Raw genomic sequence first — 24191 nt, 5'->3', positions numbered from 1 at the left:
ATCAACGGATCATGAGAGACGGAATAGCGATCATTATCGGCATGGAACCTGGCATGGAAGTGGTTGGAACAGCAGTGGATGGGAGGGATGCCTATACCAAAGTGGTTGAATCGACCGGACGTGGTGTTGATGGATATTCGAATGCCGGGAATGGATGGCGTTGAAGGATCTGAATTGATACTCAAGCATTTTCCGGAAACGAAGGTATTGATTCTGACCACTTTCGATGACGCAGAATTGATTATGCAAGTTTTGGAAAACGGCGTCCATGGATATTTATTGAAGGATATGCCTTCGGAGGCGATCATAAGCGCTATTCAAACGGTCTATAATGGAGGGACTGTGCTACAAAACGTTATTACTTCGATGCTGCTAAACGAGTTTAAAAAAATGTCCGAAAAGAACCCGGAGAGGACACACCCCTTAAGTCATCATGAACATGAAGGATTGGGGTTTTTGACCGAACGGGAGAAAGAGGTACTGACTTTATTGGGGCAAGGATTGAATAATAAAGAAATTGCGAGCTCGCTTTTTCTTACGGAAGGTACAGTGAAAAATCACGTTTCAAATCTCATAGCCAAGCTTGGGCTGCGCGACAGAAAGCAAGCTGCGGTATTTTCAGTTCGCAATCTCCAAATCACGAGGCATGACTTTTGGCATAAGGCATGAAATTTTTCATATTTCATGCGGTCAAAAGTTGCGCCTTTTCATTACTTCCCGCAGATTTGCTCCCGTTCGCTTTATGTTAAAATCCAAGTGTAAGGGAAAGGTATCCTTAAAAGTATCCGCGGAGGAGTATGTGGGAATGAATTTAAAAAAGCGTAAATTTTATGTGTTAGACTCAGCATGGCATGGACGAACAGCCGTTTAATAACGAATACTGGGATAACCAAGCAGAGGGTATCTACGTAGTTAATTGTTTCGGGTGAGCCGTTGTTTAGCTCGAAGGACAAATCCGATGCTCGTACAGGCTGGCCTTGTTTTACAAAGCCATTGGTGTCAAACAACATTGTGCTTATACGCAAACCGAAGTCAGAAGCCGGAATGCTGATTCCTTCCTAGGCGACGTGTTCAAAGACGGACCTCAACCAACGGGACTGCGATTCTGCATGAACTCTGCCACCATGGAATTTATTCCGAAAGCTGATCTTGAAAAAAGAGGATATGGCGTTTATGCCGTGCAATTTAGCGAGCAGAAGCATTAAAAATGTATGGGAGGATTATTAAATGATCGGACCCAATCTTGAGCCAGTCCAGGATCTGCTGCTATTGATCTCAGAAACTTCCAGTTCAGTTGAATTCCGTTACGAAGAAAGTGCAAAACATGAATTTACAATGGAGGGATTGTTATGTTCGGAAGAAAATCGAGATTGTTTGCCAAATTCATGTCTATTACGCTGATTATGGCGCTAATGCTTCTTTCAGCTTGTGCAGGAAACAACAATCGGCAAATTGGGGAGTACGCAGCCGATAAAAATCCGAATGAAACGGTTGCGAATTCAGGCAATGATCAGGCTCACCAGGCTGCAAACAAAGCTTATTCTGATGAGGAGCTCGTCAAAGAACTTCCAGGATTCCAAAACGGTTACAAAAAGGTAAATGGAATCACGATTCACTATGTTGAGGGTGGTAAGGGTGAACCGCTATTCCTTCTTCCCGGCTGGCCGGAAACATGGTATGCGTTTCACAAAATTATGCCGGCTCTAGCAGAGAAATATCATGTTTATTCCATTGATTATCGTGGAATGGGCAGTTCCGACAAGCCTGAATCAGGCTATGATAAGAAGACAATGGCTTCAGATATTTATGCCTTGGTCAAAGAGCTTGGCTATGAGAAAATTAATATAGCAGGACATGATATCGGGGCCACGATTTCTTACTCTTTTGCAGCCAATTATCCTCAAGCCACGAAAAAACTAGCCTTGCTGGATGCTTCTCATCCAAACGAAAACTTTCTAAAAATCCCGATCTTGCCGCCACCCGGAGTGTACGATGTGAGTAATCCTGATCGTGCTAAGTTCTATTGGTGGTTTGCATTCAATACCATACCAGAATTGCCGGAGCAATTACTGCAGGGAAAACAGCTGGATATCGCTTTCAATTGGCTCTTTGATTATTTGGCTTATGACAAAGCCGCCTCCATAACCAAAGAAGAAAGAGCGATCTACATTGCGGCATATGCGAAACCTGAGGCGCTTCGCGCAGGTAATGATTGGTATAGAGCATTCAGGCAAGATATTGAAGATCTGAAAACTTATAAAAAGCTGTCAGTGCCAGTTCTCGGTATTGGGGGTGTGTCCGGTTATCAAATGCTTGATGCGTTTTTACGTGAGTATGCAACAGACCCGAAATTGGTGAAACTTGATAAAACCGGACACTGGATCTCAGAGGAGAACCCGCAAGAAACCATTAATCTGTTTAACGAGTTTTTCCGTTAACAACAACAAAAGCAGTTCATGGCCAGTCTCAGCCATGCACTGCTTTTGTTCGTTTAACAAGAACGTTATCCTGCTCCTATGGGTTAATCTTTATTCAACATTAGTACCAAGCCTCGCCAGAGGTCATTATGGCCTGCCAGCGGATTGGGATAAGTTTCATAAAAACGATTTGGATTCCGATAACGCTAGGCTATGTGATGAAATACATTTTCCAAGATCAGAAGAACCAGGCTGTGGGCGGAACACCAAGCCTCTAACTCATCAAATGGGGGTAAGGTATTCCTGGCAATTGAATCGCTTGAAGGCACGCTCGTCGGAAGCATATCCACAAATAGTTGTAACTTTCGGCATGGAACTTTTAAATACGGAGTCTCGATATTTCGTGAACATTGGCGTAATGGATATGCTTCAGATGTCATAAGGATATTACTTCGTTATTATCTTGAGGAATTACGATACCTTAAGGTTAATGCACATGTCTATGCCTTTAATGAAAGATCTATTGTACTGCAGGAGCATCTTGGTTTCGTTCAAGAAGGAAGAATTAGAGATATGGTTTTTACTAAGGGTCAACGCTATGATGAATATGTTTATGGCTTAACTAATTCATGAGCAGCCTTATTCGTTCAACTACCATGAAAGAACGAATTAACTTTCATGCTCTGTGGTGCAGTTCGAGGGATGCATGGATGGCTAACGGAGTACGATAGTGGAGGAGCTTTGCAGCAATGCAGCTCCTCTTTTTCTTGAAGTAACGGGCAGGATCCAAGTGTTGATACAAGAACTCATCCTGTATTACATTCCCGAACGCATGCGACTACCAATATATGGTATAATATGTTCCGGGTTGGATTATAGGGAAGGAGAGGACCAGAGTTGATATTATGGTTTCGACATTTGCCCCAGATAAGTATGGATTTGTCTGAATGGACTCCTTTTATTCGAAACAATTGGATTAGAAAGCATTATATGAAGTTTGTTTATCTATTGCAAATTACTTTCTTTCTAACGCCAAATTGGTTCGGGGTAGAGTTTTCTAATATAAGTAAGTTCTCTCATCTCAAAGAATTGCCCCTTATCCTAATCATAGTTTTTGTTTTTATATTGCATGAAATCCTTCACATTCTTGTTATAAATAGTAAAGGCGATATTAGCTTAACATTTAGTGGAATATTTTTTGGCTGAAAACAAATGCGATTCTATCCAAAATGAGATTTTGGCTCTTTATGAGTTTACCTTTTATCGTATTATCCGTAATTACCGTTCCGGCGGAGGCTCTTGCAGGTAATATCAGCAATTTCAAGGTTACCGTGGATAAAGTAACCCATATATCCAGCCTACCAATGAATTCTACATCGAAACTGATTAGTGATGTTTTTGAAATCAAGAATGACTTAGACGGTAAATTTACTAAAGCGGTATCTATCACACTGCCGTTTGATATTAAAAATGTAGATTTCGATAAATCAGTTGTTGGCATCTACTGGTTGAACGAAGAGACGCAAAAATGGATTCTGCTAGATAACATCCAAGTGGATAAAGTTAATGCCACAGTGACTGGTTCTGTCGATCATTTCACTAAGTTCGCTGTTTTGGCTACCGCAAAGCCAACAATTCCGCCAATTTCTATCGTGTTTTCTGATATCTCCGGGCACTGGGCGGAAGCCAAGATTAGGCAAGCGGGAAGCATCGGAATTGTCGGCGGTTATTCGGACGGAACATTCAAGCCGAATGCGGCCGTGACACGCGCGGAATTTGCGGTCATGCTGATGAATTCGGTTAAGCCGCAAGGAGTAGGAGCGGCGCTTACTTTCATAGATACAGCGCAGATCGGAGCTTGGGCGCAGAAAGCAATCGCGCAAGCGGTGCAAGCAGGCATCATTAGCGGTTATGAGGACGGCTCTTTCCGTCCGGATACCGAAATTACACGCGCTGAGATGGCGGCGATGATCGCAAACGCTTTGGATGAGTCTATCGCAAAGAATGCTATAACCGGCTTCGCGGACGAAGAGAACATTCCAGCGTGGGCGAAAGGCAGCGTTGCTTACGTGAAACAAGCAGGTATTGTGCAAGGGAAAGGCGATAACCGATTCGCTCCACAAGATCATGCAACAAGAGCAGAGGTTGTAGCGGTTCTTGTGAACATGTTGGCACAGAAGAACGAGTAATAAAAGACTGGATAATGGCAATTAGTTCCAATAATGTAAGGGTCCATCTCGCCCAGATCGAACGGGTGAGCGAGTTGTATCGGAAGAGTCAGGCACTAGCATGAACAAAATCTATGTGATTCGTTATTCTCAGGTGGCCCCGCAGGTTTCATCGCACTTGTAGCGCTTTCTGAGATAGGGAGCAAAAAGGCTCGTTATTGAACCGGTACATTAGTCGAACAAAACAGCGGCAGTCTAGGACTTTATTTTCCAGTCTAAGCTTTGCCGCTGTTTCTTTTATTTGATCAGTCTAAATCTTATTATTCGAAGTCTACCGAATTTTTAATTTAAAAAACGCGAAGGATCAACAACTCCAGTCTAGAATTTTATTTTACAACGAACGAGAGTAACGAGGAACTTATGATTTAGTACATTTAATTAGAGGGAACGCGGAGTATGGTGTAATATCGCACTGAGACTTCTTTAACAGGTTCAGTTTAAAAATGTTGTCGACGCGACACCAAAAAGTGTCTGAACTATGCCACATATTTACATCGCTAATTGCCTTATTAGTGTAAACAAAAATAACAAACAACTGGAGAAATAAAAGGCTTTTCTTCTCTAGTTGCTTTTCAATTTACTGCTGCTATTAGAGCTTGAACAATCAGAAAAGAAAGGGAGGAAGAAACCTTGAGCAATTGTCCTGTTTGCCTAGTAGGTATTGTTGAACCAATTGGTTACGTCGAATTAAAGGAGGGACCACTGGAATTCAAACTTGGCCAATTTCCACCGACAAAAAAAGAAACAATACCCATCGCGATGTGTAGTCGGGAATCATGTCAGCATGTAAGTATGGGCAACTTCCGGAATCCCTTACTCCGGCCAAGAGCAGAAAAATCGAATGCTGCAAATCTTGAAGATCTATAATTTCAATTACTCTTCAGATTTAGCGACTTTTTAAGTTACCTTGCTGCCCGTTGAACTGTCATTCTCAAATATTCATAAAATAGATACTTGGTTTATGTCACACACTGAAGTCGCCAATTGTCTTATTAGTGTCAAAAAGATCAATACACAGGAGGTACTATTATGACACAACGTATAATTTTATGCAGCAATCACCAGAACTATTCAAAAATTGGTGCTGGAAATCGGTCCGAACGAGGGCATTACGCTAGCTAATCAGCAAAGATGCTCAGCTTGAAGATAAGTTAGAACCGCTCGGAAATCCTACTTTTTTTGCCCATTGGGATGAAATAGAATTGTCTTGGCAATTGGTTCAACCGATTCAGGATGCATTGAAAGAAAATCTATCCCGCAGGTTCTTTCGGTCCCGTTGCGTCCGATCGTCTTTTGGCGGAAGGAGGATACCAATGGTGGCTCGATTCCAATCCTACCGAACCCATGCACGCTACGTACCCTAAAATGTTATCTGGAAGAAGGCAGCTTTCATTATCAATGGATGTCTGACACAACAGTTAAATGAATACTCGATCATTCTCGAAATTGGATCTAACCTGGTCATAGTTTGGGCAGCATGGATTTCAAGTAGCACTAGTCTCACGAACTCAGGAAAAGCTAGATCTTTATAGAGAGCAATTAAACAAAATGGGAATTGAAGCAAAAGGTTTTGCAGCAGATTTAACCAATAAAATGCAGCTCATACAGGCCTTTCAGCGCATTAATAATACCTATGGTAACATTGATGTTTTGGAATATAGTCCGCATAGTGGAAATATGGTCACGTCGGTACTGGATACCACAGATGAAAGTGTATTACACGCTTACAACAACCTTGTTATTGGTGCCATTAATAGTGCGAGGCAGGTCATTCCTGGAATGATAGAGAGAGGGAGAGGGGCTTTGTTATTTACAACAGACCTGTCGTCGATGCATCCGAGTCCTATTTTTGGAAATGTTGGGATCGCGATGGCGGGTCTACGAAATTACGTCCTCAATCTAAATGACAAATTGTCGCCGAAAGGGATATACGTAGGCCATCTTTCCATTAGTTCTTTGATAAGAAGAGGAACCAGTTTCGATCCGGATATTGTAGCTGATACATGGTTTCAACTGTATGATAAGAAAACCGTAATTGAAGAGACATACCCACAAGGCATTATGAAAAACTTTAATTAACGCAAAAGCTCAAATGAATACAAATGCGGTCTATTCCCTTCGTACCCATTGTAATGATCGATTTATTACACGGCATCATACGAAACGGGAAGTAAATCATCTTAGAGAGGTGCAAAAATGATAGGAAATTCATATTACTGGCGCAAACTGCACTCGCTACTCGGGGTAATTCCTCTCGGAGGCTTTATTCTTGTGCACGTATCGATCAACTTTCAAGCGTTTGAACGCGGACCAGAAGGGTTCGCTAACTACGTGCATTTCATCAACAGTCTGCCGCTTAAGCCGTTGCTTGAGATTTTTGGGATATACCTACCGATTTTGTTTCACGGCATTTATGGACTGTACATGGCCTATCAGTCCGATCTGAACTCTGGACAATACACGTACGGCCGTAACTGGGCGTTCACTCTGCAACGCATTACTGGGGTTCTTACGTTTATCTTCGTTTTCTGGCATTTTTTTAATACTCGTCTTCAAGTTTACTTGGGTAATATTACGCATGAGGATCTTGGCTCGACGATGCATCAAATTGCCATAAATCCAGTGCTCTTTATCATTTACGTCATCGGCGTATTGTCGGCAGCATTCCATTTCAGCAATGGCCTCTGGGCATTCCTGATCAGCTGGGGCATTACGATTTCATCACGCTCACAAAAATTTGTTCTTATTTCCTTGCTGTTCTTTATTTCGCTCGTTGCTTTTACTGGCGATGAATTCGCAATCGGGTTGGATCACAGGACAAATTATCGGAGTTGACGCCGGACTCGGTATAGCTTGACTTATGGAAAGCGAATATTGAAATATACAATAGCTTAATATTTAATGGAAAAGGCAGCCAGTTGAATTGGTTGCCTTTTCAACGTTAAAAGGAGTTTATGTTGAATGAATTGATTCAGAATTAATCAGATTTTTGTCACACATTGACATCGCTAATTGTCTTATAAGTGACAAAAACAAAAAATGGAGGAAAACAACAATGGAGTAACATAATGATTTCCAATCTGCAATTCCGAAAGTATTTATTTTACCTAGATAAGTTTATTTAATAAAATGAATCATTTCGATCTGTTTATTAATAATAAGTAGATATGGGCGAGATTTTTCGAATTCAAAGAAAGGCGGATATTATGCAAAGTTATACAATTGATTCATCATCTAATACCATTGAAGATTTGTATAAAACCTACAAGCCTCATTTATTTTCAATTGCTTACCGTATGCTTGGTTCTAGATCAGATGCAGAGGATATGGTTCAAGATTTGTTTATAAGCATACATGGATATCTAAATGACAATATTAATAATATCAAATCGTACTTAAGCAAAATGATGATTAATCGATGTTTAAACGAATTAAAATCTGCACGAAAAAAAAGAATAAGCTACGTAGGTAATTGGCTTCCAGAACCAACAGTGCAATTCGAAGATCATAGTCCGTTAGATAGCGTTGAGCGTCATGATACGATTTCTTATGCGTTTCTTATTCTTATGGAAAAACTTACGCCATTGGAACGAGCTGTGTTTATCTTAAGAGAAGTTTTTGCATATGAACATAGTGAAATTGGCGAAATGGTCAACAAATCAGAAGTCAATTGCCGTAAGATCTTTAGTCGTGTCAAGAAAAAAGTAGATTTATCCTCCCAAAAAGATGAAAAACTATCATTGCATCTTCAAGAGGAAAAGGAATTAGTGAATCGCTTCATTTCTGCCATTTCGAATGGTAACATTCAACCACTGGTGGACATGTTAACAGAGGATGTCATATTTATTGCCGACGGTGGAGGAAAAGTTTCCGCCGCAATCAATCCTATATATAGCAGGGAACGTGTACTCAAGATATTGAAGGCTCTTTCGTCAAGTAAATTTCCCGAATCAAAGGCACAGCTGGTCGAGGTCAATGATCAACCAGGGATATTGTTAACAAAAGAGGGCACTCCAACCGGGGTCATTTGTTTTGAATGGGATGTCCAAACGATAACCATTCAACGAATTTACTTTATTGTGAATCCAGATAAATTACAGCTCTTAAACTGAATTAGATTTACCTCGATAAACCGCGCGGCTTCTTGCAATTTCTTCGAAGGGAAATAATCTTCCAATTCTTGAATCCATGGTTAATAGTGTTATAACGTGCCGCTTGATTGCGGCTTTTTTGTTTTTCAGAAACAAATACTTGTCTTATATCAAGACAAGTACTTTTATCTTTATCCACGTTGAAGATGATTTCTATTTCTTCAGCTCATGCTACTATTTATGCTACCCTGCAGAGTGTTGAATTATGATTCTCCAATATCCAAAAAGTAGATGCTTGGTATATGTCACAGATCTATATCGCCGATTGCCTTATTAGTATCCAACAGAGAAACTGAATGAGTTTAGTGAACTGTACCAAGAAGTGAAACGTTGGATGTAGCCAGTGCATCTTGTCGCTAACATTTTGAACCAGACGTCGATCAAACGAGCTCGTCAGTACGTCTCCATATGCAATACTTGATGTAGGGGTTGGAGCACACATACACTGAGGAGCATGATCGTCCTCTGATTTTAAATTTCAAAAGTTATACCAAGGGGTTCTGGAAGGGACTCTTTACTTGTTATGACCATCCTCATGTTCCACGCACTAACAACGACCACGAACGTTTTTTTCGTCAGACCAAGACACGCCATCGACGAATGACAGAACCGCGCAGCTGGAACGTAGTTTTTTTTACACTAATAAGACAATTGGCGACTTCAATGTGTGACAGAAATCATATTTGTATTTTCCCTAATTTATTTTTCTTGAAGTTGAACCACTTTAACGAAGCAAAGTACCTGAGAGTTCTGATGAAGTTGAAGATGTCACATATTGACATCTCCAATTGTCTAATTCGTGTCTGAACAAAGCATGAGGAAATAACAATGAATTAATTTTCAAACTGAATCGAATACAGAACAGAAAGGGATGAAGTCAGCATGAACAGTAGGAATTGCCCGGTTTGCCTGGTAGGTGTTGTTGAGCCTGTTGGTGTGTAATACCGAACCATGTCAGTATATAGGTACGGGAGCAGCACCAGAATCCATTACTCAAGCCAAGAGATTACTAAAGGATCTGATTCTAACTCTGGGCCAAAGAACCCGGTAAAAGCAATAACACGATTTACATCAAGGAAAGGCCAAATAAGTCGGTTACGAAAGCGCATATGGGCGGGAAGGGGTCTTAACTTTATCTTTATCGTTTACTTCCTGCTCGATGCAAGTTTTCAAATACGGCTATTTATAGAAATCATACAAGTATGGCTACTTCCTGATCTTGAAACATGGCCGTTGGCATTGGTTTTGCTCCTGCTTGTTTATTACATCGTTGCAGGAGGTTTTCGAGTTATCGTGGGCATTTGTATGTTTAGCTTAACACGAAATATTACATTAATTACCTTGTATTATCTTATGGTTGTTTTCATTTCATTGTTATTGTTCAAATCCGAACAATTATCAAATCAAATATGGCCGCAATCGAGTCAGCAAAGATACGAAAAGTCCAAATGTGACGATAAACCTTATCTTAAACGGTGAAGGGGACGGCACTTTCCAATACAAGAGCTGCAGAGAATAAAAGACCGTTTCGAAAATGATCTTAGCACAACTGGAATGGATCTCATTCAATTGTTTAAAAAGGAAGGGATCGACCCGCTCGGATTAGGGGATTTTGTTAGGAGCAAAACGCGAAATTGGAACGAAGAGGAATGGAAAAAAGAATATCGAACGTTGAACGTTAGATTGAACGTTAAGGTGAATCTTACGGAAATGGGAATCAGGAAATAAAGGCCTATTGCACACAGGCGCTATGGCAATATTCACGGTCAAACTAAAGCGAACCTTGGGGCGGGCTTTTTTAGTTATGGCACGGAAGCACTCTACGTTATTTGCGAATATTTTTGCGCTTAATCCAGGGATGAGAGGTCTTAGAATTTACATATGGTTGGCTGATAACTTATGCCTCTCCCTTCAGTCCGAAGGTCTGTAAGGGACCGAAGGTGGTCATGCGGGTTATCAGCAAGGCCATCTCTCGAGGAGAAAGCTGTATACCGCTTTCCAACCAGTGCTGAATGACACCCAAATTTGCGGATGCCAAATAAGCAATAATGAACTCGCGCGGCACCGGTATATGCTCGGACTGATGCAAGGACAGCTTATTAAAAATATGCTTTTGCATAATCTGTTTCACTTGGACTGGATAAGCCGGATCACCTTTAGGTCCCAAGAGAACTTTGAAAAATACAGCATGCAATGTAAAAAAATCGAACAATTCCAGGAAAACCGGATGAGGCTCGTTACGTGCGGCATACTTCATTATTTGAATAGGGTCGATGTTCTTGACTATTTTTAGAATGTATTTGAGCATATCCTCTTTGCTCTGTTCCAGTAGATCGTATTTATCGCGGTAGTGCAAATAAAATGTACCCCGATTCAAGCCGGCCTTCTGCATCAAATCCCGGATCGTAGTGCCTTCGAAGCCTTTTTCGTCTATTAAGTCGATTAAGGCATTTCTAAGCAACAGCTTCGTTCGAATGATTCTAGGATCCGTCTTGTCCTGCATGTTCTTCCGCCTCTCGGGTAACTATTTAGTGAACTAATGAACATCCTTTAAGCAGCGTGTCGGGTAAGCGACTTTTGCGGGTATCTTGATCATTGAATTTAACCTCCATCTCATTATAATAAGCTGTGTGACCATTAATCAACATTAAGTAAATAGGAGGTGATCGGTTATGAGATCGGAAACGCCCCTTATGCAATATGTAAAAGAATTTATGGGACAGCGTCTTATTTTGTTTCTATTCTCTGTTTATTTCTTTAGCTGTTGCGGGGTCATTGCGACTTTCGGCAGTATCCGTACGGCGGTAGCAATGTGCGTAGGCCCCGTTTTTGTTATCTTTATCGAATATATGGTTCACCGATACATTCTTCATGAATTTCCGCGGATTGCTCCCTTTGCATATAAGGGGCATGTTGCCCATCATCAATCTCCCAATGACGTGAAATATTTGTTCGGACCAGTCTCTTTCGATATGTGTGCGTATTTGGTCATTTTTGGGGCGGCGTTTATTGTGACGGGGTATGATTGGCATCTGTCTTTTGCCGTCGTGTTCGGTGCATCTGGCTTTCAAATCTATTATCAATGGAAGCACTATATCTCCCATCGCCCAATCAAACCTTTGACGCCTTGGGGCAAATGGATGAAGAAAAGACATCTGCTGCATCATCATTTGGATGAAAAAGCGTTGTACAGTATAACCAACCCTGTGTTGGATATCGTCATGAGAACAAACCGGCCCAAAGCGTCCAAATCGCGGCTATCAACTTCCCATAACGATAAAGGGATACCCTTATCGTAAAACGGATGCTTGAGTCCGGGAATATCTGAATTCCATCAGCATAAGGCCTGCTTCTCATTAGGCTAATCTCTTTAATAGAGTCGACAACGACATTCACATCTTTGTCGCCAAGCAGTTTTTGAAGCGAAAGCGAAACGGCTTGCTCTTTTATGGTGCCTCCAGCCAAACGATGCAATTTCTGTAATAATTTGATGTGTTAAAACGGTTGATGATCGTAATGGTGGCTCCTTCAGCCGTCAAATGTTTACGTGCTGTCTATGCGGTTAGAAGACCGCCGTAACCGCCGCCAAGAATAAGTATTTGCTTCAGCCATTGATATCATCCCTTGTCCGTATTGATTTTTGTGTTCAGCGAGTACGTTCAAAAATGCTTGAGCGCGAAACGAAGTGTTTTCTGCACTTCAGGATCCTTCATTCAACAATACCTTCGGCAAAATCGTTGATTAGTACTTTGTCTGTGGCCACACTTTGCGCGAGTTCGTAAGCTTTGGTTAATATGCTCATCATTTCCACCATTTTAGGCAGGTTGTCTACTAAAACAATCAGAGATTTTTGGTGTCACTATGTCAATTCCAACAACGATCGAAGTCTTAAGATTGAATATTGAAGAACAGGTTGAGCTGTTGCGACTTCATCTAGGACAAGTTGTTAAGGAGAATCAATTTAACCTACAACATCCACGCGTTATCGAGATGAGTAAACAGCTTAATTAATCAGTATTATTTAAAAAGCGAAAACAGTACTAGTCTTAATGTTGGTCACAATCTTGTTCGCTGAACTGAATGCATGTACAGTACAGTTGCCATGAAGTCACATACCTACCTTTTTGTTTTTTTTGGAATGAACTCCCGAAGAGAAAAATTAATTAACTTTCTTTTCGAAAGCACTCGCTTGATTATACAAAACTAAATTGATGGAGATGTTGAACATGAATGAAATGACAGGAAAATGGCTTGGCTGGATCGGCATCGTGTTAGCTATTATCGGGTTTTTCTATGCACCCATATGGATGGGCAGCATTGCCGTTATCCTCGGACTCATTTGCTTGGCTACCCCTAAAAAGGGACTTGCGTGGTGGTCGATTGGTCTTGGAGTGATGGCGTTAATCATTCCTTACTTTAGATAAGCAAACCCGGTACGGAGAGGACCGTTTTGAAAGGTAGGTATGTGACATCATGGTAACCCTTGCGAAGCAAGGGTTCTTTGATTTTCGACCCGAAACTACTTTTGACAAAATCCTACCATTATACTAGGAAGAATAAAAAAATCGATTTTGCACAATAGGAGAGAATACGAAAATGAAAAAACCATTACTGCTCGTTCTAATGATCATCGTGCTCGAGGGTTCTCGCGCCATGCGGTTCGAATAAGGACCCCAGTGAGCCTGGCGGTACGGCCAGCCCGTCCCCGGCCGAATCCGCCGCGCCTAAAAAAAATTTTAGGAATACAATTTCTTTTCTTATGTCAGGAGAAGTGATAATTCTTTGTCGATTGAGGCAGAATAACAACCGGTTGAACTATCATTCTCAAATAGCCATAAAATTAAAACTTGTTTTATGTCACACATTGAGGTCGCTAATTGTCTTATTAATGTCCAAAAAAACAAAATAAAGGAGTTTAACTAAAATGGCAAAAGTATTGTATATTACAGCTCATCCGCATGATCACCAGAATTCTTATAGTTTATCTATTGGAAAAGAATTTATAGATGCATATCGGGAAGCTAACCCCAACGATGAAGTACTGCATCTTGATCTCTATCGAATGAACATCCCACAAATTGATGCAGATGTATTTAGCGGATGGGGAAAATTAAGTTCTGGCACTGATTTTAATCAGTTGAACACAGAAGAAAAAGAAAAAGTAAATCGTCTGGGTGAACTGGTAGACCAATTTGTAGAGGCTGATAAATATGTATTTGTCAATCCAATGTGGAATTTTTCTTTCCCACCAGTTATGAAAGCATACATTGATTCTATATGTGTTGCAGGAAAAACCTTCAAATATGTTCCGGATAAAGGTCCTGTTGGGTTACTTGGCGATAAAAAGGCTGTGCATATTCAAGCAGCTGGTAACTTTTATGCTCAAGGGGGTCCATTTGCAGACTTTGAAATTGGTCATCGTCACTTAACTATGATTATGAAATTTTTAGGTGTTCCTTCATTTGAAGGCATCTTTATAGAAGGTGTCGCAGCAACGCCCGATCAAGCACCGGCAATTAAAGAGAAATCAATTCAACAAGCTCGTGAATTAGCTCGAAAGTTTTAATAGCAAGGACCTCCAGAATTAATAAGGCAACCAGTATTTCCATGTTCGACGGATGGAGAGTACAGGACGCCTGTTTATTCCAATACGGTTACGATCTGGGGAATTGGAAGTATTTCAATAAAGAAGAATTTGCTTTTTAAGATGCAAGTTATATAGGTAGGGCTGGGGGCACCTGTAACAAGGGCTTCTCGGCCCTTTCTTATGTTCATGAATACCTTAAGAATCAATCCGGATACAACGTCGATCTATTCCTTGCGGTAATCTGCTGAAAAAAATCGGCTTCAGAATATTATCCTCTACGCTTTGCAATCGAGTCATCAACATCCTAGCAATCTTTGAATCTCCGAGATAGGCATTATTCACTTCAATACTCCTACTGATTAAACTCAAGGTCGATCACCCCCATGTCTGATTATGTAGACTTTGGAATTTTAGTTGAACTATGTCACATATTTAGATCGCTAATTGCCTTATTAGTGTAAACAAAAATAACAAACAACTGGAGAAATAAAAGGCTTTTCTTCTCTAGTTGCTTTCAAATAACGCTGCTATCAGAGTTTGAACAATCAGAAAAGAAATGGAGGAAGACACCTTGAGCAATTGTCCTGTTTGCCTAGTAGGTATTGTTGAGCCACTTGGTTACGTCGAATTAAAGGAGGGACCACTGGAATTCAAACTTGGCCAATTTCCACCGACAAAAAAAGAAATAATCACCATCACAATGTGTAGTCAGGGATCATGTCAGCATGTAAGTATGGGGGCAGCTCCGGAATCCCTTACTCCGGCCAAGAGATTATTGAGGGATCTCATTCTATCGCTTGAAAAAAGAACACGGTAATAGCAATAACAAGATTTCGTGCTCTCACTCCAAACGCAGTATATACGGAACTAGCAGCTTTATTAAAAGCGCTAGAATTTGGATAACTAGTTGTTGCTTTGTTCGTATCGATAGTTTGTATATCGATCTCGTTATTTTCCAAGAAGTTCAAGGAGGAAACTGCATGACTGGGACTGAACTTGAACCAGTAGAAGGTTGGAACAAGCAGAAAATCAAGGCACAATTTCTTCACTCTGCGGACGTTGAAATAAAGCAATATCGATTTGAAGAGGGCAGCACTGCCGAAGTTATTCTCATCTATAGCGGAGGATTATGTGATTCCTCACAGATTGCAAAAGTCATTCTTCCAGAGCTGGAAAGCTTGTACCGGCAACAAAGGTTATGTGATTTGCAATTGGATCATATGTCCATTCCATTGCCGTTAACAGCGATAAAAGCCACTGCCTCAAAGGAGCAAATATCTGAATGGATCTTTCAAGGCGATCTCCTTCTGTTGTTCTCACAGACGAACCTTTTATTTAGAATGTGTATAGCCAGTCGTCCAGAACGTACACCCGAGGAATCAAGCACGGAGATTTCCATCAATGGACCAAGAGATGGATTTGTGGAAGATATCGGTGTCAATGTGGCCTTAGTTCGAAAACGTATTCGCAGCCATTCCCTCTGTTATGAAACTTTTACGTTGGGAAGGAGAACAAGAACAAAGGTAGGCTTGTTATATTTTACGGATATTATTTCTTCCGACGTGTTGAACGAAGTTCGAAAAAGATTGAGTAAGATTGATGTCGACGGACTTCAAAGCATCAATCAACTAGAGAAGAAGATTGCCGATAAGCCGTACACCCTTATGCCTTTATTTGATTATACCGGCCGACCGGACAAGGCAGTTACCAGTTTGCTGAACGGAAGATTTGTCATTATCGTGGACGGTAATCCAATGGTTCTAATTGGGCCGGGGACATTTTTACTTTTACTAAAATCACCTGAAGATATCTATTTCAGTTTCCAGTATATTTCGTTTGCACGTTTGATTCGTGCAATCAGTTTTCTCTTATCAGTCTTAATGCCGGGAGCTTGGGTAGCACTCACTTCGTTTCACCCGGATCAGATTCCCTTTCGTTTGATGGCAACCATTGCCACGGCACGACTTGGTCTGCCATTCTCTGGACAAATTGAAATGTTGATATTACTGATGTTGTTGGAGATTTTTAGAGAAACAGGCCTTCGCCTCCCAAGTACCATTGGCCAAACATTGACCGTTGTAGGCGGGTTAATTATTGGGGATGCAGCCATTCGAGCTGGATTCGTTTCCCCAAGTGTCATCGTTGTTGGGGCCATTGTAGCAGTGACGGGCTCAACTTTAGTCAGTCAAAATTTAAGCGGAGCCGTTAGCGTCCTCCGATTTGCGTTTTTTTCATTTCTGCTGTTTTTGGGATGTTTGGGTTAATCGTTAGTATTGTGCTGTTTATTGGATATATGTGCAAACTGAGCTCCTTCGGAGTTCCTTACATGTCGCCTCTGTCACCCCCGGTGTTTAAAGAGATGGCAAGAGCTATTTTACGACTTCCATGGAGCCAATATAAAAAAAGACCTGATGACCTAAACACCTTAGATTCTGATAAGCAAGGGGAAGATCCGCATGAAAGTAATCATTAAATCGTATATCGTTCTGACTGTACTTTTAGTGATACCAGGATGTTGGGATTCCAAAACAATTCAAAATATCGCTTATGTTACGGCTCTTGGGCTTGATTATAAGGATGGACATTATATTGCGTATATACAGATTCTTAATTTTTCGAATGTGGCAAAGAGCGAGAAAATAGAAATTGGTAAAAATGTGCCCGTATGGATTGGCAAGGGAGAGGGGATGACGGTTATTGAAGCTTTAAACTCGATTTATGCGACTTCGCAATTAAGAGTATATTGGGGGCATATCAAAGCTACTATGAAGTCCGATATAATATTTTGCTGTTTACTACAAAAGAAAGCTTTTCCGAAATCTTAACACAAAAATCACTACTTAATCTTTCACCGCTGGATACGATCATGGATACACCTGAGGAAACCTATGCGCAAAGATCCTTTATTCAGCCTCAGTATGGTTACAAACAGGTTGCCGAACTTAACGAAAAGGGCAGAACGGTAATACTTCCAACGCTCTCCATCACGAAAGAAGAATGGCAGGAAGATCAAAAAGAGAAGGCCATGTTTAGAATAAACGGTGCATACGCAATGCACGAACATCAATTGATGGGATGGTTTTCAGAAGACGATCTCAAAGGAGTGAGATGGTTTAATAAGAAATCGAAACGCGTTCTTGTTAAAATACCCGATAACAAAAAACCGAAAGGAACGCTAGTATTAACTAAACCTCATCATAGGATACAGCCGCTAATTGATCAAGATGAAGCACGCTTTAACATATACATAAAGGCTCGTGCAGTAGTTGAAGAAATGACCGAAAATGTTTCTGTGAAGACAATGGAAGAACAAGCTGCACAAGTAGTTCGAGATGAAATCCTAACGACGTATCGAAAGGGCCTTTCCACGCAGTCGGACCTGTTGAATTTGTTTGGAGAAATTTATAGAAATAATCCCCAAGAATGGCATCGCTTAAACGACGGAGGCCATTTGGTTTTAAAAGAGGACATCTTAAATAAGATTGATATCAAAGTGAAAATTATGCAAACCGGAAAATATAAAGGCAGGGTGCTTCCTGATTAGTGGCCGCATACATTGCGGCTTTTTTTATGAGTAAAACTTAACTTTGGATAGCAGATATGAGTAAGGGGAAAATAAAAAGAAATGTTTTATGTCACACATTGAAGTCGCCAATTGTCATATTAGTGTCAAAAAAAATAGGAGGTACACAAACTATGACACAACGTATGAATTATATGCAGCAATCACCAGAGCTTTTCAAAAAGATGATGGAATTCAGTAACGCTGAGAAGGAAAGTGCAATTGAAGAGAAGATCCTCGATCTCGTTCACATCAGAGCCTCGCAAATCAATGGGTGTGGGTTCTGTCTGGACATGCACGTTAAACAAGCAAAGATCCATGGTGATAGCGAGCTTCGCTTCTACCACCTTTCGATTTGGAGGGAATCGACGCTATTTGGTCCGCGTGAACGCGCTGCGCTGGCATGGACCGAGATCCTGACCAAGCTTCCTGAGCAAGGTGTACCCGACGACGTGTACAATCGTGTTCGCGAACAGTTGTCTGAAAAAGAAATCTCGGATCTGACTTTCTCGATTATGGCAATTAATGCATGGAATCGTATCAACGTAGCCTTCAAAATTGTTCCGGGTTCGGCTGACGCAGCATTTGGATTGACGAATGCAGGTTTGAGCTAATCGTTGTATTGGCATAGTTAACACTTAAGCGCTTATTGAGGTAAAAAAAAGAAATAGTTTTTATGTCACACATTGAAATCGCCATTTGTCTTAATAGTGTCAAAAAAATAGGAGGTACAACAGTTATGACACAACATGTAAATTATATGCAGCAATCACCAGAATTTTTCAAACAAATGATGGAATTTAGCAACGCCGAGAAGGGAAGCTCAATTGAAAAGGAGATCCTCGATCTCATTCACATCAGAGCATCACAAATGAATGGATGCGGATTCTGCCTGGACATGCATATGAAGGAAGCAAAGATTCATGGTGAGCGCGAGCTTCGCCTACACCACATCTCGATCTGGCGGGAATCGACCCTGTTTGCTCCGCGTGAACGCGCTGTACTGGCATGGACCGAGATCCTGACCAAGCTCCCTGAGCATGGTGTACCCGACGACGTGTATAATCGTGTTCGCGAACAGTTGTCTGAAAAAGAAATCTCGGACCTGACTTTCTCGATTATGGCGATTAATGCTTGGAACCGCATAAATATAGCATTTAAAACTGTCCCGGGTTCTGCTGATGCTGCATTTGGATTGACCAAAGCTGGCCTAAGTTAAAAAGCAGTAAAGCTTATTTTAGAAATAAAAAGAAAAACATTACATGCCCTTATTTATGGGCTACAAAACTAGGAGGAATTAAGATGAAAATTGTAGTTATTGGCGGCAGTGGGTTTATTGGAAAAAAACTTGTAAACAACCTTCGTCAGCTTGGCCATGAGGTAGTGGCAGCATCACCTTCCTTAGGTGTCAACACGATCACTGGTGAGGGGCTGGCAGAAGCGCTTAGCGGCGCACAGGTTGTCGTCGACGTGACAAACGCGCCTTCGTGGGAGGACCAGGCAGTTTTGGAGTTCTTTGAGACGTCTACTCGTAATCTCCTTGCTGCTGAAGCAACCGCTGGAGTAAGTCATCATGTTGCGTTGTCGGTCGTTGGTACCGAACGCCTTCTCCAAAGTGGTTATTTCCGTGCGAAAATGGCTCAAGAAGAGCTAATTCAGAATTCCAAGAATCCTTATACGATCGTCCGCGCGACGCAGTTCTTCGAATTCGTCGGCGGCATCGCCGATGTGGCTACAGAAGGGGAAACCGTTCGTTTGCCTTCCGCCCTTATGCAGCCTATCGTTTCGGATGATGTTGCAGCAGCGTTGGCCGATTTCACACTTGGGGCGCCAGTGAATGGCATTGTCGATGTGGCTGGTCCAGATCAGATTCGTATGGACGAATTCGTTAGACAATACTTTAGCACAACTCAAGACAAACGTCAGGTGGTCACAGACGACAATGCGCTCTACTACGGATCGGTAGAGGTGAATGATCAATCTCTCGTTCCAAATGGCGATAGACCCGTACGCATCACTACGACACGTTTCCAAGATTGGCTCAGCCGTTCTGCATCTCATGTGTAATACTGCAAGACAGAGTCAGGAATTAATGATTTTATTGATGAAGAACATGGAAGAGTGGATTTAACCGAGAAATAAAGGGGAGGTAAGGCGAAAACGGCGTTCTTTACCTTACCCCATCCCATAGACCGAAAAATCGAAAGGGAGGAAGTCAGCGAACGGTGACATTGTTGAAGAAAGAAATGACAGACATCACTGACAAATTGGCGGGGTCAGAATCCCCATTCCTGTCGGGTGACAAGAACATTATCTCATTAATTACCGCGTAAATCGCGGTTTTTTTGTTTTATGGGATAAAGTTCTTGTCACGACCAATTGACAAGAACTTTATCCATAGAGCAACTGATACCGTCATTGGTAAACCACACATTTGTCTCAACAAAGAGTATAACGCTAGCGATGTTATGATCGCAGCGAAAAAAGCAGTTATGCCATACAAGAAAAAAGATTTGACGATCCCTGGGCTTTCATTCCAACCAACAGGAGGCTCCTTCTGAGCGATATCCTGAAATTGAATGGGCGGTATGGGATATTGTTCATTTCGCTCATCCCAATGACCCAAGACGAGGTGAGCCAGAGAAAAAGGCTGGCTATTCAATATGAAATGACTTTTGAACACTTGTAGGAGGACAAGATCATATATCCATTTGAATCCGTGATTTGAGCGGATTTTTTATTTTATGGATACAACTTCTTGTCTTTTCTAAAAGACAAGAAGTTGTATTGTTTTCCAATAAAGGACACTAAGTTGATACCTTCCCCTTAGTTGCTAAACGATACAGATTAGTGGTCTATTTAACATTATACAATACATCTTCATATCCTAAAATTCGGCTTTCATTACATGTTAATATTGAAACATAGCGATGCGAAAAACAGGCTCAAACTAATACAAAGGATAAACGGCCATAATCGGCTGATTTTGTTCAACTCCCTCAGAGAATAAGGATTTTCTCACGAATGCTCGCTCATTCGCAGGATTTCAATATGCATGTTAAATAGGGGTTCAGGTGTTTGGGTAGTATGTGGCAGGCAGTTCCGTTAGAGAGCATGCGGGAACAGAAGGTGCTGATCATTTTTACAACATCTTCCATAAAAAAGTTATACTGCACGCTTCTCTCCACAAGGTCCTTGGGGATTCACTCTCCCAAATCTCGACGGGTCTTTGCCCTCACATTCCTTCGTCCTATCTTTCCAAGGTGTGGAGTCCGATCATCGTTAACGGAACGGGTCTATGCCCTAAAGCGGAAAAATCTCGGTACTCGTGCTTTCTTTGTGAGATCCTGCGAATGAGCCAATCTACGTGTCAGGGTTACGATTTACTTTTATGCTGCTAACGGTAGCTGGGCCTTATCCATGGAGAATGTTTGTCCTTCTCTTGCCATGGCTACAAGCATCCGGGCCAGTTTCCCAATGAGCTTCATCATGGACTGCATTTTCGTCATTCGTTTTACGACGGTATTGTGCGCATGCATGGCTTGGAACGCTCCATTGAAAGATAACAGGTGAAACACAGTGAAGTAGAGATGCTTGCGCAGTAGTGAGTTGCCTCGTTTGGTGAGCTTGATTTGCCCCTTATACTTGCCTGAACTTCGTTCTGCTAAGTTCAATCCTGCCTTGCGTAGTAATTGATTTCCGTGAGACAGATTACGTAAGTCCCCCCCCAAATGCCAATATGGCAGCCGTTGCAGGAACGGAAGCACCGACAGATCGAACGAGATCAGAACAAGGAATTTCAGGCAGTATCTTTTCAATCATCTCGTCCGCTTCGTCAATAATTCGGCAGATTCTTTCATACTCTTCGATGAGGTGCCTTAGCTCCCATTTGTCTTCTTCAAGGGCAGTAGTGTCTCCCACGCTATGTCTAGCGAGTGATTGAAGTTCCAACGCCTTGTTCTTACCTCGCACCCCGCCAGGTCTGGCCATATACTCACCCCAGATCTGTACCATTTGCTCCGGAGTTAGCTGCAAGAGGTCAGAAGGGGCTGGGAACCGGCGCAAAGTGGCCAACGAACGATCGCTAAAAATATCATCAAATGCTTGTCTGTATTCTGGAAACCGGATATCAAGCCAGCGGTGGATTCTATTCTTAGTCCTTCCTGATTTAACAACCCAGTGCTCTCTGTTTGTAACCATAACCCGTAGGCGGCGGAATGCTTCATCCTTTGGAGAGAAGGGCGTGTAGAACCCACGGCTCACCGCATCGGCGATGACCAGAGCATCTTTTGGGTCGTTCTTGGAAGGTGAGTTATCTCTGTTTCCTTATTGCGTTTGGTTGTCATTGGATTGACAAGAGCTACATCAATGCCTTGACCCACCAACCAGTTGGCAATATTGAACCAGTAGTGACCGGTGCTCTCCATTCCCACAACGAAGTCATTCATGCCGTGCATCTTCTGTAATTTCCGAATACTGTGTTCTAAATGCTCAAAGCCAGCAAGGTCATTCGAAAATAGAATAGGGCGCTTGGAGAGGACAACACCTCGAAAATTAATGGCTTGTGCAGCGTGCTTCTCCTTGGCAATGTCGATGCCTATAACCAGAGTGGTAGTGGAGATTCGTTATACACGTTGATTTTGAGAATTAATTAGATTAGACTTCATGATAACGCCTCCTAAGGTGAGTTCTGAGGGCTGCAACCCAGTATATACTCATCCTAGCGAGGCGTCCTTTTTTCTGCAAGTTCAATCTACTAACACCTACAGGAATGTTAACGGGCAGTTTAGCGTGGTAGAGGTTGAAAGTATTTCAAAATACAATATGTAGGAAAAAAAGTTAATTTAAGTGAAATACTAAAGAGGATGGCTTAGGGAAATTCTGTGGTCGAAAGCATTTGTTTAAATCTAGAGGAGGTCAAGATGGGGAGTTTTGCCTTAATCTGTTTAATCGTTCTAACTCTAATAGCTGTTGCGATCTTTTATGGATGTGTATTATTGGACTTTATCAATCCAAGCGCTCTTCAAGTTCAACTTTTAGGTGTCATTATTATACTGTTCGGAGTAATTGTTTTGCTGTCTTTTGAAGATTCTTCTGGATATGGATTTACTTTTGGGTTAATTGGGCTTATTACAGGTATTTTCGGTTCATTTAGAGAATCCCAAAGGGCTAAACAAGAAAAAGATGGTTGAACTAGCGCAGAACGTTAGTATTATTTCCTGGTATTTCCTGTTTAGTTCACGTCGTCCACAAATAATGACTTTATTTCCAGCTTTTATAAAGCGCTCAGCAAAAGCTAATCCTATTCCAGCACTTCCGCCTGTAATAAGAATTTAACTCATGATATTGCTACAACGAAGAACTATATTTGAGGGGTTGCTTCGCGGCAGCTCTTAGCACAACATAAAAAAACCGCTAAAGGTGCTTCGGCGGTCATTTTTGTTTGAAGATTATTTTCCTTCTTTGCCGCCGAACATCTCCTTGGCGTATATGACACCAAGTCCATAAGCGCCGCCATGATCTTTGGCAATCGTGAGCACATCATTATAAGTCTTTTGATTCGCCCAGTCGCGCTGCATCTCGAGCAAGTATTGCAGCCAAGTCATAGGTACGGCACCGGCCTGGATCATACGTTGTACGGCCCTCTCGTGTGCCTCTTCGCTTACGCCTCCGCAAGCATCCGTAATAATGTATACTTGATGCCCCGCATCGATTGCCGAAAGAGCCGGATCGACAACGCAAACTTCTGTCCAAAGCCCCGCAATGACAAGTTTCTTTTTACCTGTCTTCTTAACTGCATCTACGACGCGCTGGTCTTCCCATGCATTCATGGTTGTACGATCGATTGGCGCTTGATCGGGAAACACAGCTTGAAGTTCCGGAAAGATCGGACCGCTAAACGTTTTGGATGCCACTGTCGTAAGAATCGTCGGCACTCCGAACAATTTCGCGGATTTAGCAGTCCCAGTTACGTTATTTCGAACGGATTCCAAACTATGGGATTTCGTTGCAAATGCCATTTGCGGTTGATGGTCAACTAATAAAAGTGTGTGATCGGTTGGGCTCAGCAATCCCGGTGATGCATTCGTGGCATTCGCTCTAATATCTGCCCCTTCTGAAACCTTTGTAGCAAGCGAGTTAAATTCTGTTTGTGGAGCCCCGCTTGCTGCATAAGGTTGAACCGTATCACTTGCGGTTCGGGCAACATAAGTGGGTGGGACTTGGCCGTCAGTCAATGTGTTAGCC

General features: G+C 41.8%; 23 protein-coding genes and 8 pseudogenes. 24 read left to right on the top strand and 7 right to left on the bottom strand.

What is annotated here, in order from left to right; genetic code table 11:
• Positions 1–11: 11 nt before the first annotated feature.
• From QFZ81_RS15670 to QFZ81_RS37360, 12 genes and pseudogenes are all read left to right on the top strand, one after another.
• Positions 12–669, top strand: a pseudogene (locus tag QFZ81_RS15670) (response regulator).
• 264 nt (positions 670–933) lie between these two features.
• Positions 934–1205: pseudogene (locus tag QFZ81_RS15665) on the top strand (peptide-methionine (R)-S-oxide reductase).
• Between the two features lie 144 nt (positions 1206–1349).
• On the top strand, positions 1350–2438 hold the full coding sequence (locus QFZ81_RS15660; protein WP_307442827.1) for an alpha/beta fold hydrolase: 1089 nt from the start codon (positions 1350–1352) through the stop codon (positions 2436–2438).
• A 216-nt stretch (positions 2439–2654) separates the two neighbouring features.
• Complete coding sequence (locus QFZ81_RS15655; protein WP_307606919.1) at positions 2655–3050, top strand: GNAT family N-acetyltransferase; 396 nt, start codon at positions 2655–2657, stop codon at positions 3048–3050.
• A gap of 300 nt (positions 3051–3350) precedes the next feature.
• Positions 3351–3736, top strand: a pseudogene (locus tag QFZ81_RS15650) (metalloprotease family protein); the annotation flags it as partial.
• 45 nt (positions 3737–3781) lie between these two features.
• Positions 3782–4606 carry an S-layer homology domain-containing protein gene (locus QFZ81_RS15645; RefSeq protein ID WP_307449753.1) on the top strand — a complete coding sequence of 275 codons (825 nt, stop codon included), beginning with the start codon at positions 3782–3784 and terminating at the stop codon, positions 4604–4606.
• Positions 4607–5808: 1202 nt separating this feature from the next.
• A pseudogene (locus tag QFZ81_RS15640) lies at positions 5809–6055 on the top strand (hypothetical protein); the annotation flags it as partial.
• Positions 6056–6127: 72 nt separating this feature from the next.
• Positions 6128–6724: pseudogene (locus tag QFZ81_RS15635) on the top strand (SDR family NAD(P)-dependent oxidoreductase); the annotation flags it as partial.
• A gap of 117 nt (positions 6725–6841) precedes the next feature.
• Complete coding sequence (locus tag QFZ81_RS15630) at positions 6842–7480, top strand: succinate dehydrogenase/fumarate reductase transmembrane subunit (protein WP_307603457.1); 639 nt, start codon at positions 6842–6844, stop codon at positions 7478–7480.
• 371 nt (positions 7481–7851) lie between these two features.
• Entirely contained in the window at positions 7852–8757 is a 906-nt protein-coding gene (locus QFZ81_RS15625; RefSeq protein ID WP_307603455.1) for an RNA polymerase sigma-70 factor, read from the top strand.
• Between the two features lie 990 nt (positions 8758–9747).
• Positions 9748–10275, top strand: a complete 528-nt coding sequence (locus QFZ81_RS37365; protein ID WP_373463677.1) for a GerAB/ArcD/ProY family transporter — start codon at positions 9748–9750, stop codon at positions 10273–10275.
• 18 nt (positions 10276–10293) lie between these two features.
• The gene (locus QFZ81_RS37360) at positions 10294–10524 is read left to right on the top strand and encodes a Ger(x)C family spore germination C-terminal domain-containing protein (RefSeq protein WP_373463776.1); all 231 of its coding nucleotides are present in this window, start codon (positions 10294–10296) and stop codon (positions 10522–10524) included.
• Between the two features lie 169 nt (positions 10525–10693).
• Here the strand turns inward: QFZ81_RS37360 and QFZ81_RS15620 are convergent, their stop codons facing one another.
• Complete coding sequence (locus QFZ81_RS15620) at positions 10694–11299, bottom strand: TetR/AcrR family transcriptional regulator (RefSeq protein ID WP_307603453.1); 606 nt, start codon at positions 11297–11299, stop codon at positions 10694–10696.
• 169 nt (positions 11300–11468) lie between these two features.
• Between QFZ81_RS15620 and QFZ81_RS15615 the strand changes: the two genes are divergently transcribed.
• On the top strand, positions 11469–12095 hold the full coding sequence (locus QFZ81_RS15615) for a sterol desaturase family protein (protein ID WP_307603451.1): 627 nt from the start codon (positions 11469–11471) through the stop codon (positions 12093–12095).
• 64 nt (positions 12096–12159) lie between these two features.
• Here the strand turns inward: QFZ81_RS15615 and QFZ81_RS37355 are convergent.
• A pseudogene (locus QFZ81_RS37355) lies at positions 12160–12404 on the bottom strand (NAD(P)/FAD-dependent oxidoreductase); the annotation flags it as partial.
• A gap of 253 nt (positions 12405–12657) precedes the next feature.
• Here QFZ81_RS37355 and QFZ81_RS37350 point away from each other — a divergent pair.
• The 10 genes and pseudogenes from QFZ81_RS37350 (at position 12658) to QFZ81_RS15565 (ending at position 20506) form a co-directional block, all read left to right on the top strand.
• The gene (locus tag QFZ81_RS37350) at positions 12658–12807 is read left to right on the top strand and encodes a Spo0E family sporulation regulatory protein-aspartic acid phosphatase (protein WP_373462639.1); all 150 of its coding nucleotides are present in this window, start codon (positions 12658–12660) and stop codon (positions 12805–12807) included.
• Between the two features lie 215 nt (positions 12808–13022).
• Positions 13023–13220, top strand: coding sequence for a hypothetical protein (locus QFZ81_RS15610; protein ID WP_307442834.1), 198 nt, complete (start codon positions 13023–13025; stop codon positions 13218–13220).
• A 500-nt stretch (positions 13221–13720) separates the two neighbouring features.
• The gene (locus QFZ81_RS15605; RefSeq protein ID WP_307603449.1) at positions 13721–14362 is read left to right on the top strand and encodes an FMN-dependent NADH-azoreductase; all 642 of its coding nucleotides are present in this window, start codon (positions 13721–13723) and stop codon (positions 14360–14362) included.
• Between the two features lie 1001 nt (positions 14363–15363).
• Positions 15364–16856, top strand: a pseudogene (locus QFZ81_RS15600) (spore germination protein).
• Entirely contained in the window at positions 16840–17208 is a 369-nt protein-coding gene (locus QFZ81_RS15590) for a Ger(x)C family spore germination protein (RefSeq protein WP_307603442.1), read from the top strand. Before QFZ81_RS15600 ends, QFZ81_RS15590 begins: the two are co-directional and overlap by 17 nt.
• Positions 17209–17249: 41 nt before the next feature.
• Positions 17250–17927, top strand: a complete 678-nt coding sequence (locus QFZ81_RS15585; protein ID WP_307603440.1) for a Ger(x)C family spore germination C-terminal domain-containing protein — start codon at positions 17250–17252, stop codon at positions 17925–17927.
• A 152-nt stretch (positions 17928–18079) separates the two neighbouring features.
• Positions 18080–18559: a carboxymuconolactone decarboxylase family protein gene (locus QFZ81_RS15580; RefSeq protein ID WP_307603439.1), complete on the top strand. Its 480-nt coding sequence runs from the start codon at positions 18080–18082 to the stop codon at positions 18557–18559.
• A 125-nt stretch (positions 18560–18684) separates the two neighbouring features.
• Entirely contained in the window at positions 18685–19164 is a 480-nt protein-coding gene (locus QFZ81_RS15575; RefSeq protein ID WP_307603437.1) for a carboxymuconolactone decarboxylase family protein, read from the top strand.
• A gap of 83 nt (positions 19165–19247) precedes the next feature.
• Positions 19248–20012: an SDR family oxidoreductase gene (locus QFZ81_RS15570; RefSeq protein WP_307603435.1), complete on the top strand. Its 765-nt coding sequence runs from the start codon at positions 19248–19250 to the stop codon at positions 20010–20012.
• 299 nt (positions 20013–20311) lie between these two features.
• Positions 20312–20506 (top strand): hypothetical protein, encoded by a 195-nt coding sequence (locus QFZ81_RS15565; protein ID WP_307603433.1) that lies wholly within the window; start codon positions 20312–20314, stop codon positions 20504–20506.
• Between the two features lie 828 nt (positions 20507–21334).
• On the opposite strand, the gene QFZ81_RS15560 is transcribed toward QFZ81_RS15565, so the two are convergent.
• From QFZ81_RS15560 to QFZ81_RS15550, 3 genes are read right to left on the bottom strand one after another with little or no spacing between them, the layout of a single operon-like run.
• A complete protein-coding gene (locus tag QFZ81_RS15560) occupies positions 21335–21619 on the bottom strand; it encodes a transposase (protein WP_307603431.1) in 285 nt (94 codons plus the stop codon).
• Positions 21620–21656: 37 nt separating this feature from the next.
• Positions 21657–22208 carry a hypothetical protein gene (locus QFZ81_RS15555; RefSeq protein ID WP_307603428.1) on the bottom strand — a complete coding sequence of 184 codons (552 nt, stop codon included), beginning with the start codon at positions 22206–22208 and terminating at the stop codon, positions 21657–21659.
• The gene (locus QFZ81_RS15550) at positions 22205–22534 is read right to left on the bottom strand and encodes an IS110 family transposase (protein WP_307606917.1); all 330 of its coding nucleotides are present in this window, start codon (positions 22532–22534) and stop codon (positions 22205–22207) included. Before QFZ81_RS15550 ends, QFZ81_RS15555 begins: the two co-directional genes overlap by 4 nt.
• A 333-nt stretch (positions 22535–22867) precedes the next feature.
• On the opposite strand from QFZ81_RS15550, the gene QFZ81_RS15545 reads away from it, so the two are divergent.
• Positions 22868–23137 (top strand): hypothetical protein, encoded by a 270-nt coding sequence (locus tag QFZ81_RS15545; protein WP_307442906.1) that lies wholly within the window; start codon positions 22868–22870, stop codon positions 23135–23137.
• A gap of 45 nt (positions 23138–23182) precedes the next feature.
• Here QFZ81_RS15545 and QFZ81_RS15540 read toward each other — a convergent pair.
• Positions 23183–23278 (bottom strand): annotated as a pseudogene (locus tag QFZ81_RS15540) (SDR family NAD(P)-dependent oxidoreductase); the annotation flags it as partial.
• A gap of 117 nt (positions 23279–23395) precedes the next feature.
• Complete coding sequence (locus tag QFZ81_RS15535; RefSeq protein ID WP_483874679.1) at positions 23396–24016, bottom strand: hydrolase; 621 nt, start codon at positions 24014–24016, stop codon at positions 23396–23398.
• Positions 24017–24191 lie beyond the last annotated feature (175 nt).

The sequence above is a fragment of the Paenibacillus sp. V4I9 genome (assembly GCF_030817295.1).
GTDB lineage: Bacteria > Bacillota > Bacilli > Paenibacillales > NBRC-103111 > Paenibacillus_E.
This window is presented reverse-complemented; position numbering and strand designations above follow the sequence as displayed.

Coding starts and splice junctions, on each gene's coding strand:
- QFZ81_RS15660 (WP_307442827.1), top strand. CDS start 1,350: ATGTTCGGAAGAAAATCGAGATTGTTTGCCAAATTCATGTCTATTACG.
- QFZ81_RS15645 (WP_307449753.1), top strand. CDS start 3,782: ATGAATTCTACATCGAAACTGATTAGTGATGTTTTTGAAATCAAGAAT.
- QFZ81_RS15630 (WP_307603457.1), top strand. CDS start 6,842: ATGATAGGAAATTCATATTACTGGCGCAAACTGCACTCGCTACTCGGG.
- QFZ81_RS15625 (WP_307603455.1), top strand. CDS start 7,852: ATGCAAAGTTATACAATTGATTCATCATCTAATACCATTGAAGATTTG.
- QFZ81_RS37365 (WP_373463677.1), top strand. CDS start 9,748: ATGTCAGTATATAGGTACGGGAGCAGCACCAGAATCCATTACTCAAGC.
- QFZ81_RS15620 (WP_307603453.1), bottom strand. CDS start 11,299: ATGCAGGACAAGACGGATCCTAGAATCATTCGAACGAAGCTGTTGCTT.
- QFZ81_RS15615 (WP_307603451.1), top strand. CDS start 11,469: ATGAGATCGGAAACGCCCCTTATGCAATATGTAAAAGAATTTATGGGA.
- QFZ81_RS37350 (WP_373462639.1), top strand. CDS start 12,658: ATGTCAATTCCAACAACGATCGAAGTCTTAAGATTGAATATTGAAGAA.
- QFZ81_RS15610 (WP_307442834.1), top strand. CDS start 13,023: ATGAATGAAATGACAGGAAAATGGCTTGGCTGGATCGGCATCGTGTTA.
- QFZ81_RS15605 (WP_307603449.1), top strand. CDS start 13,721: ATGGCAAAAGTATTGTATATTACAGCTCATCCGCATGATCACCAGAAT.
- QFZ81_RS15590 (WP_307603442.1), top strand. CDS start 16,840: ATGAAAGTAATCATTAAATCGTATATCGTTCTGACTGTACTTTTAGTG.
- QFZ81_RS15585 (WP_307603440.1), top strand. CDS start 17,250: ATGGATACACCTGAGGAAACCTATGCGCAAAGATCCTTTATTCAGCCT.
- QFZ81_RS15580 (WP_307603439.1), top strand. CDS start 18,080: ATGACACAACGTATGAATTATATGCAGCAATCACCAGAGCTTTTCAAA.
- QFZ81_RS15575 (WP_307603437.1), top strand. CDS start 18,685: ATGACACAACATGTAAATTATATGCAGCAATCACCAGAATTTTTCAAA.
- QFZ81_RS15570 (WP_307603435.1), top strand. CDS start 19,248: ATGAAAATTGTAGTTATTGGCGGCAGTGGGTTTATTGGAAAAAAACTT.
- QFZ81_RS15545 (WP_307442906.1), top strand. CDS start 22,868: ATGGGGAGTTTTGCCTTAATCTGTTTAATCGTTCTAACTCTAATAGCT.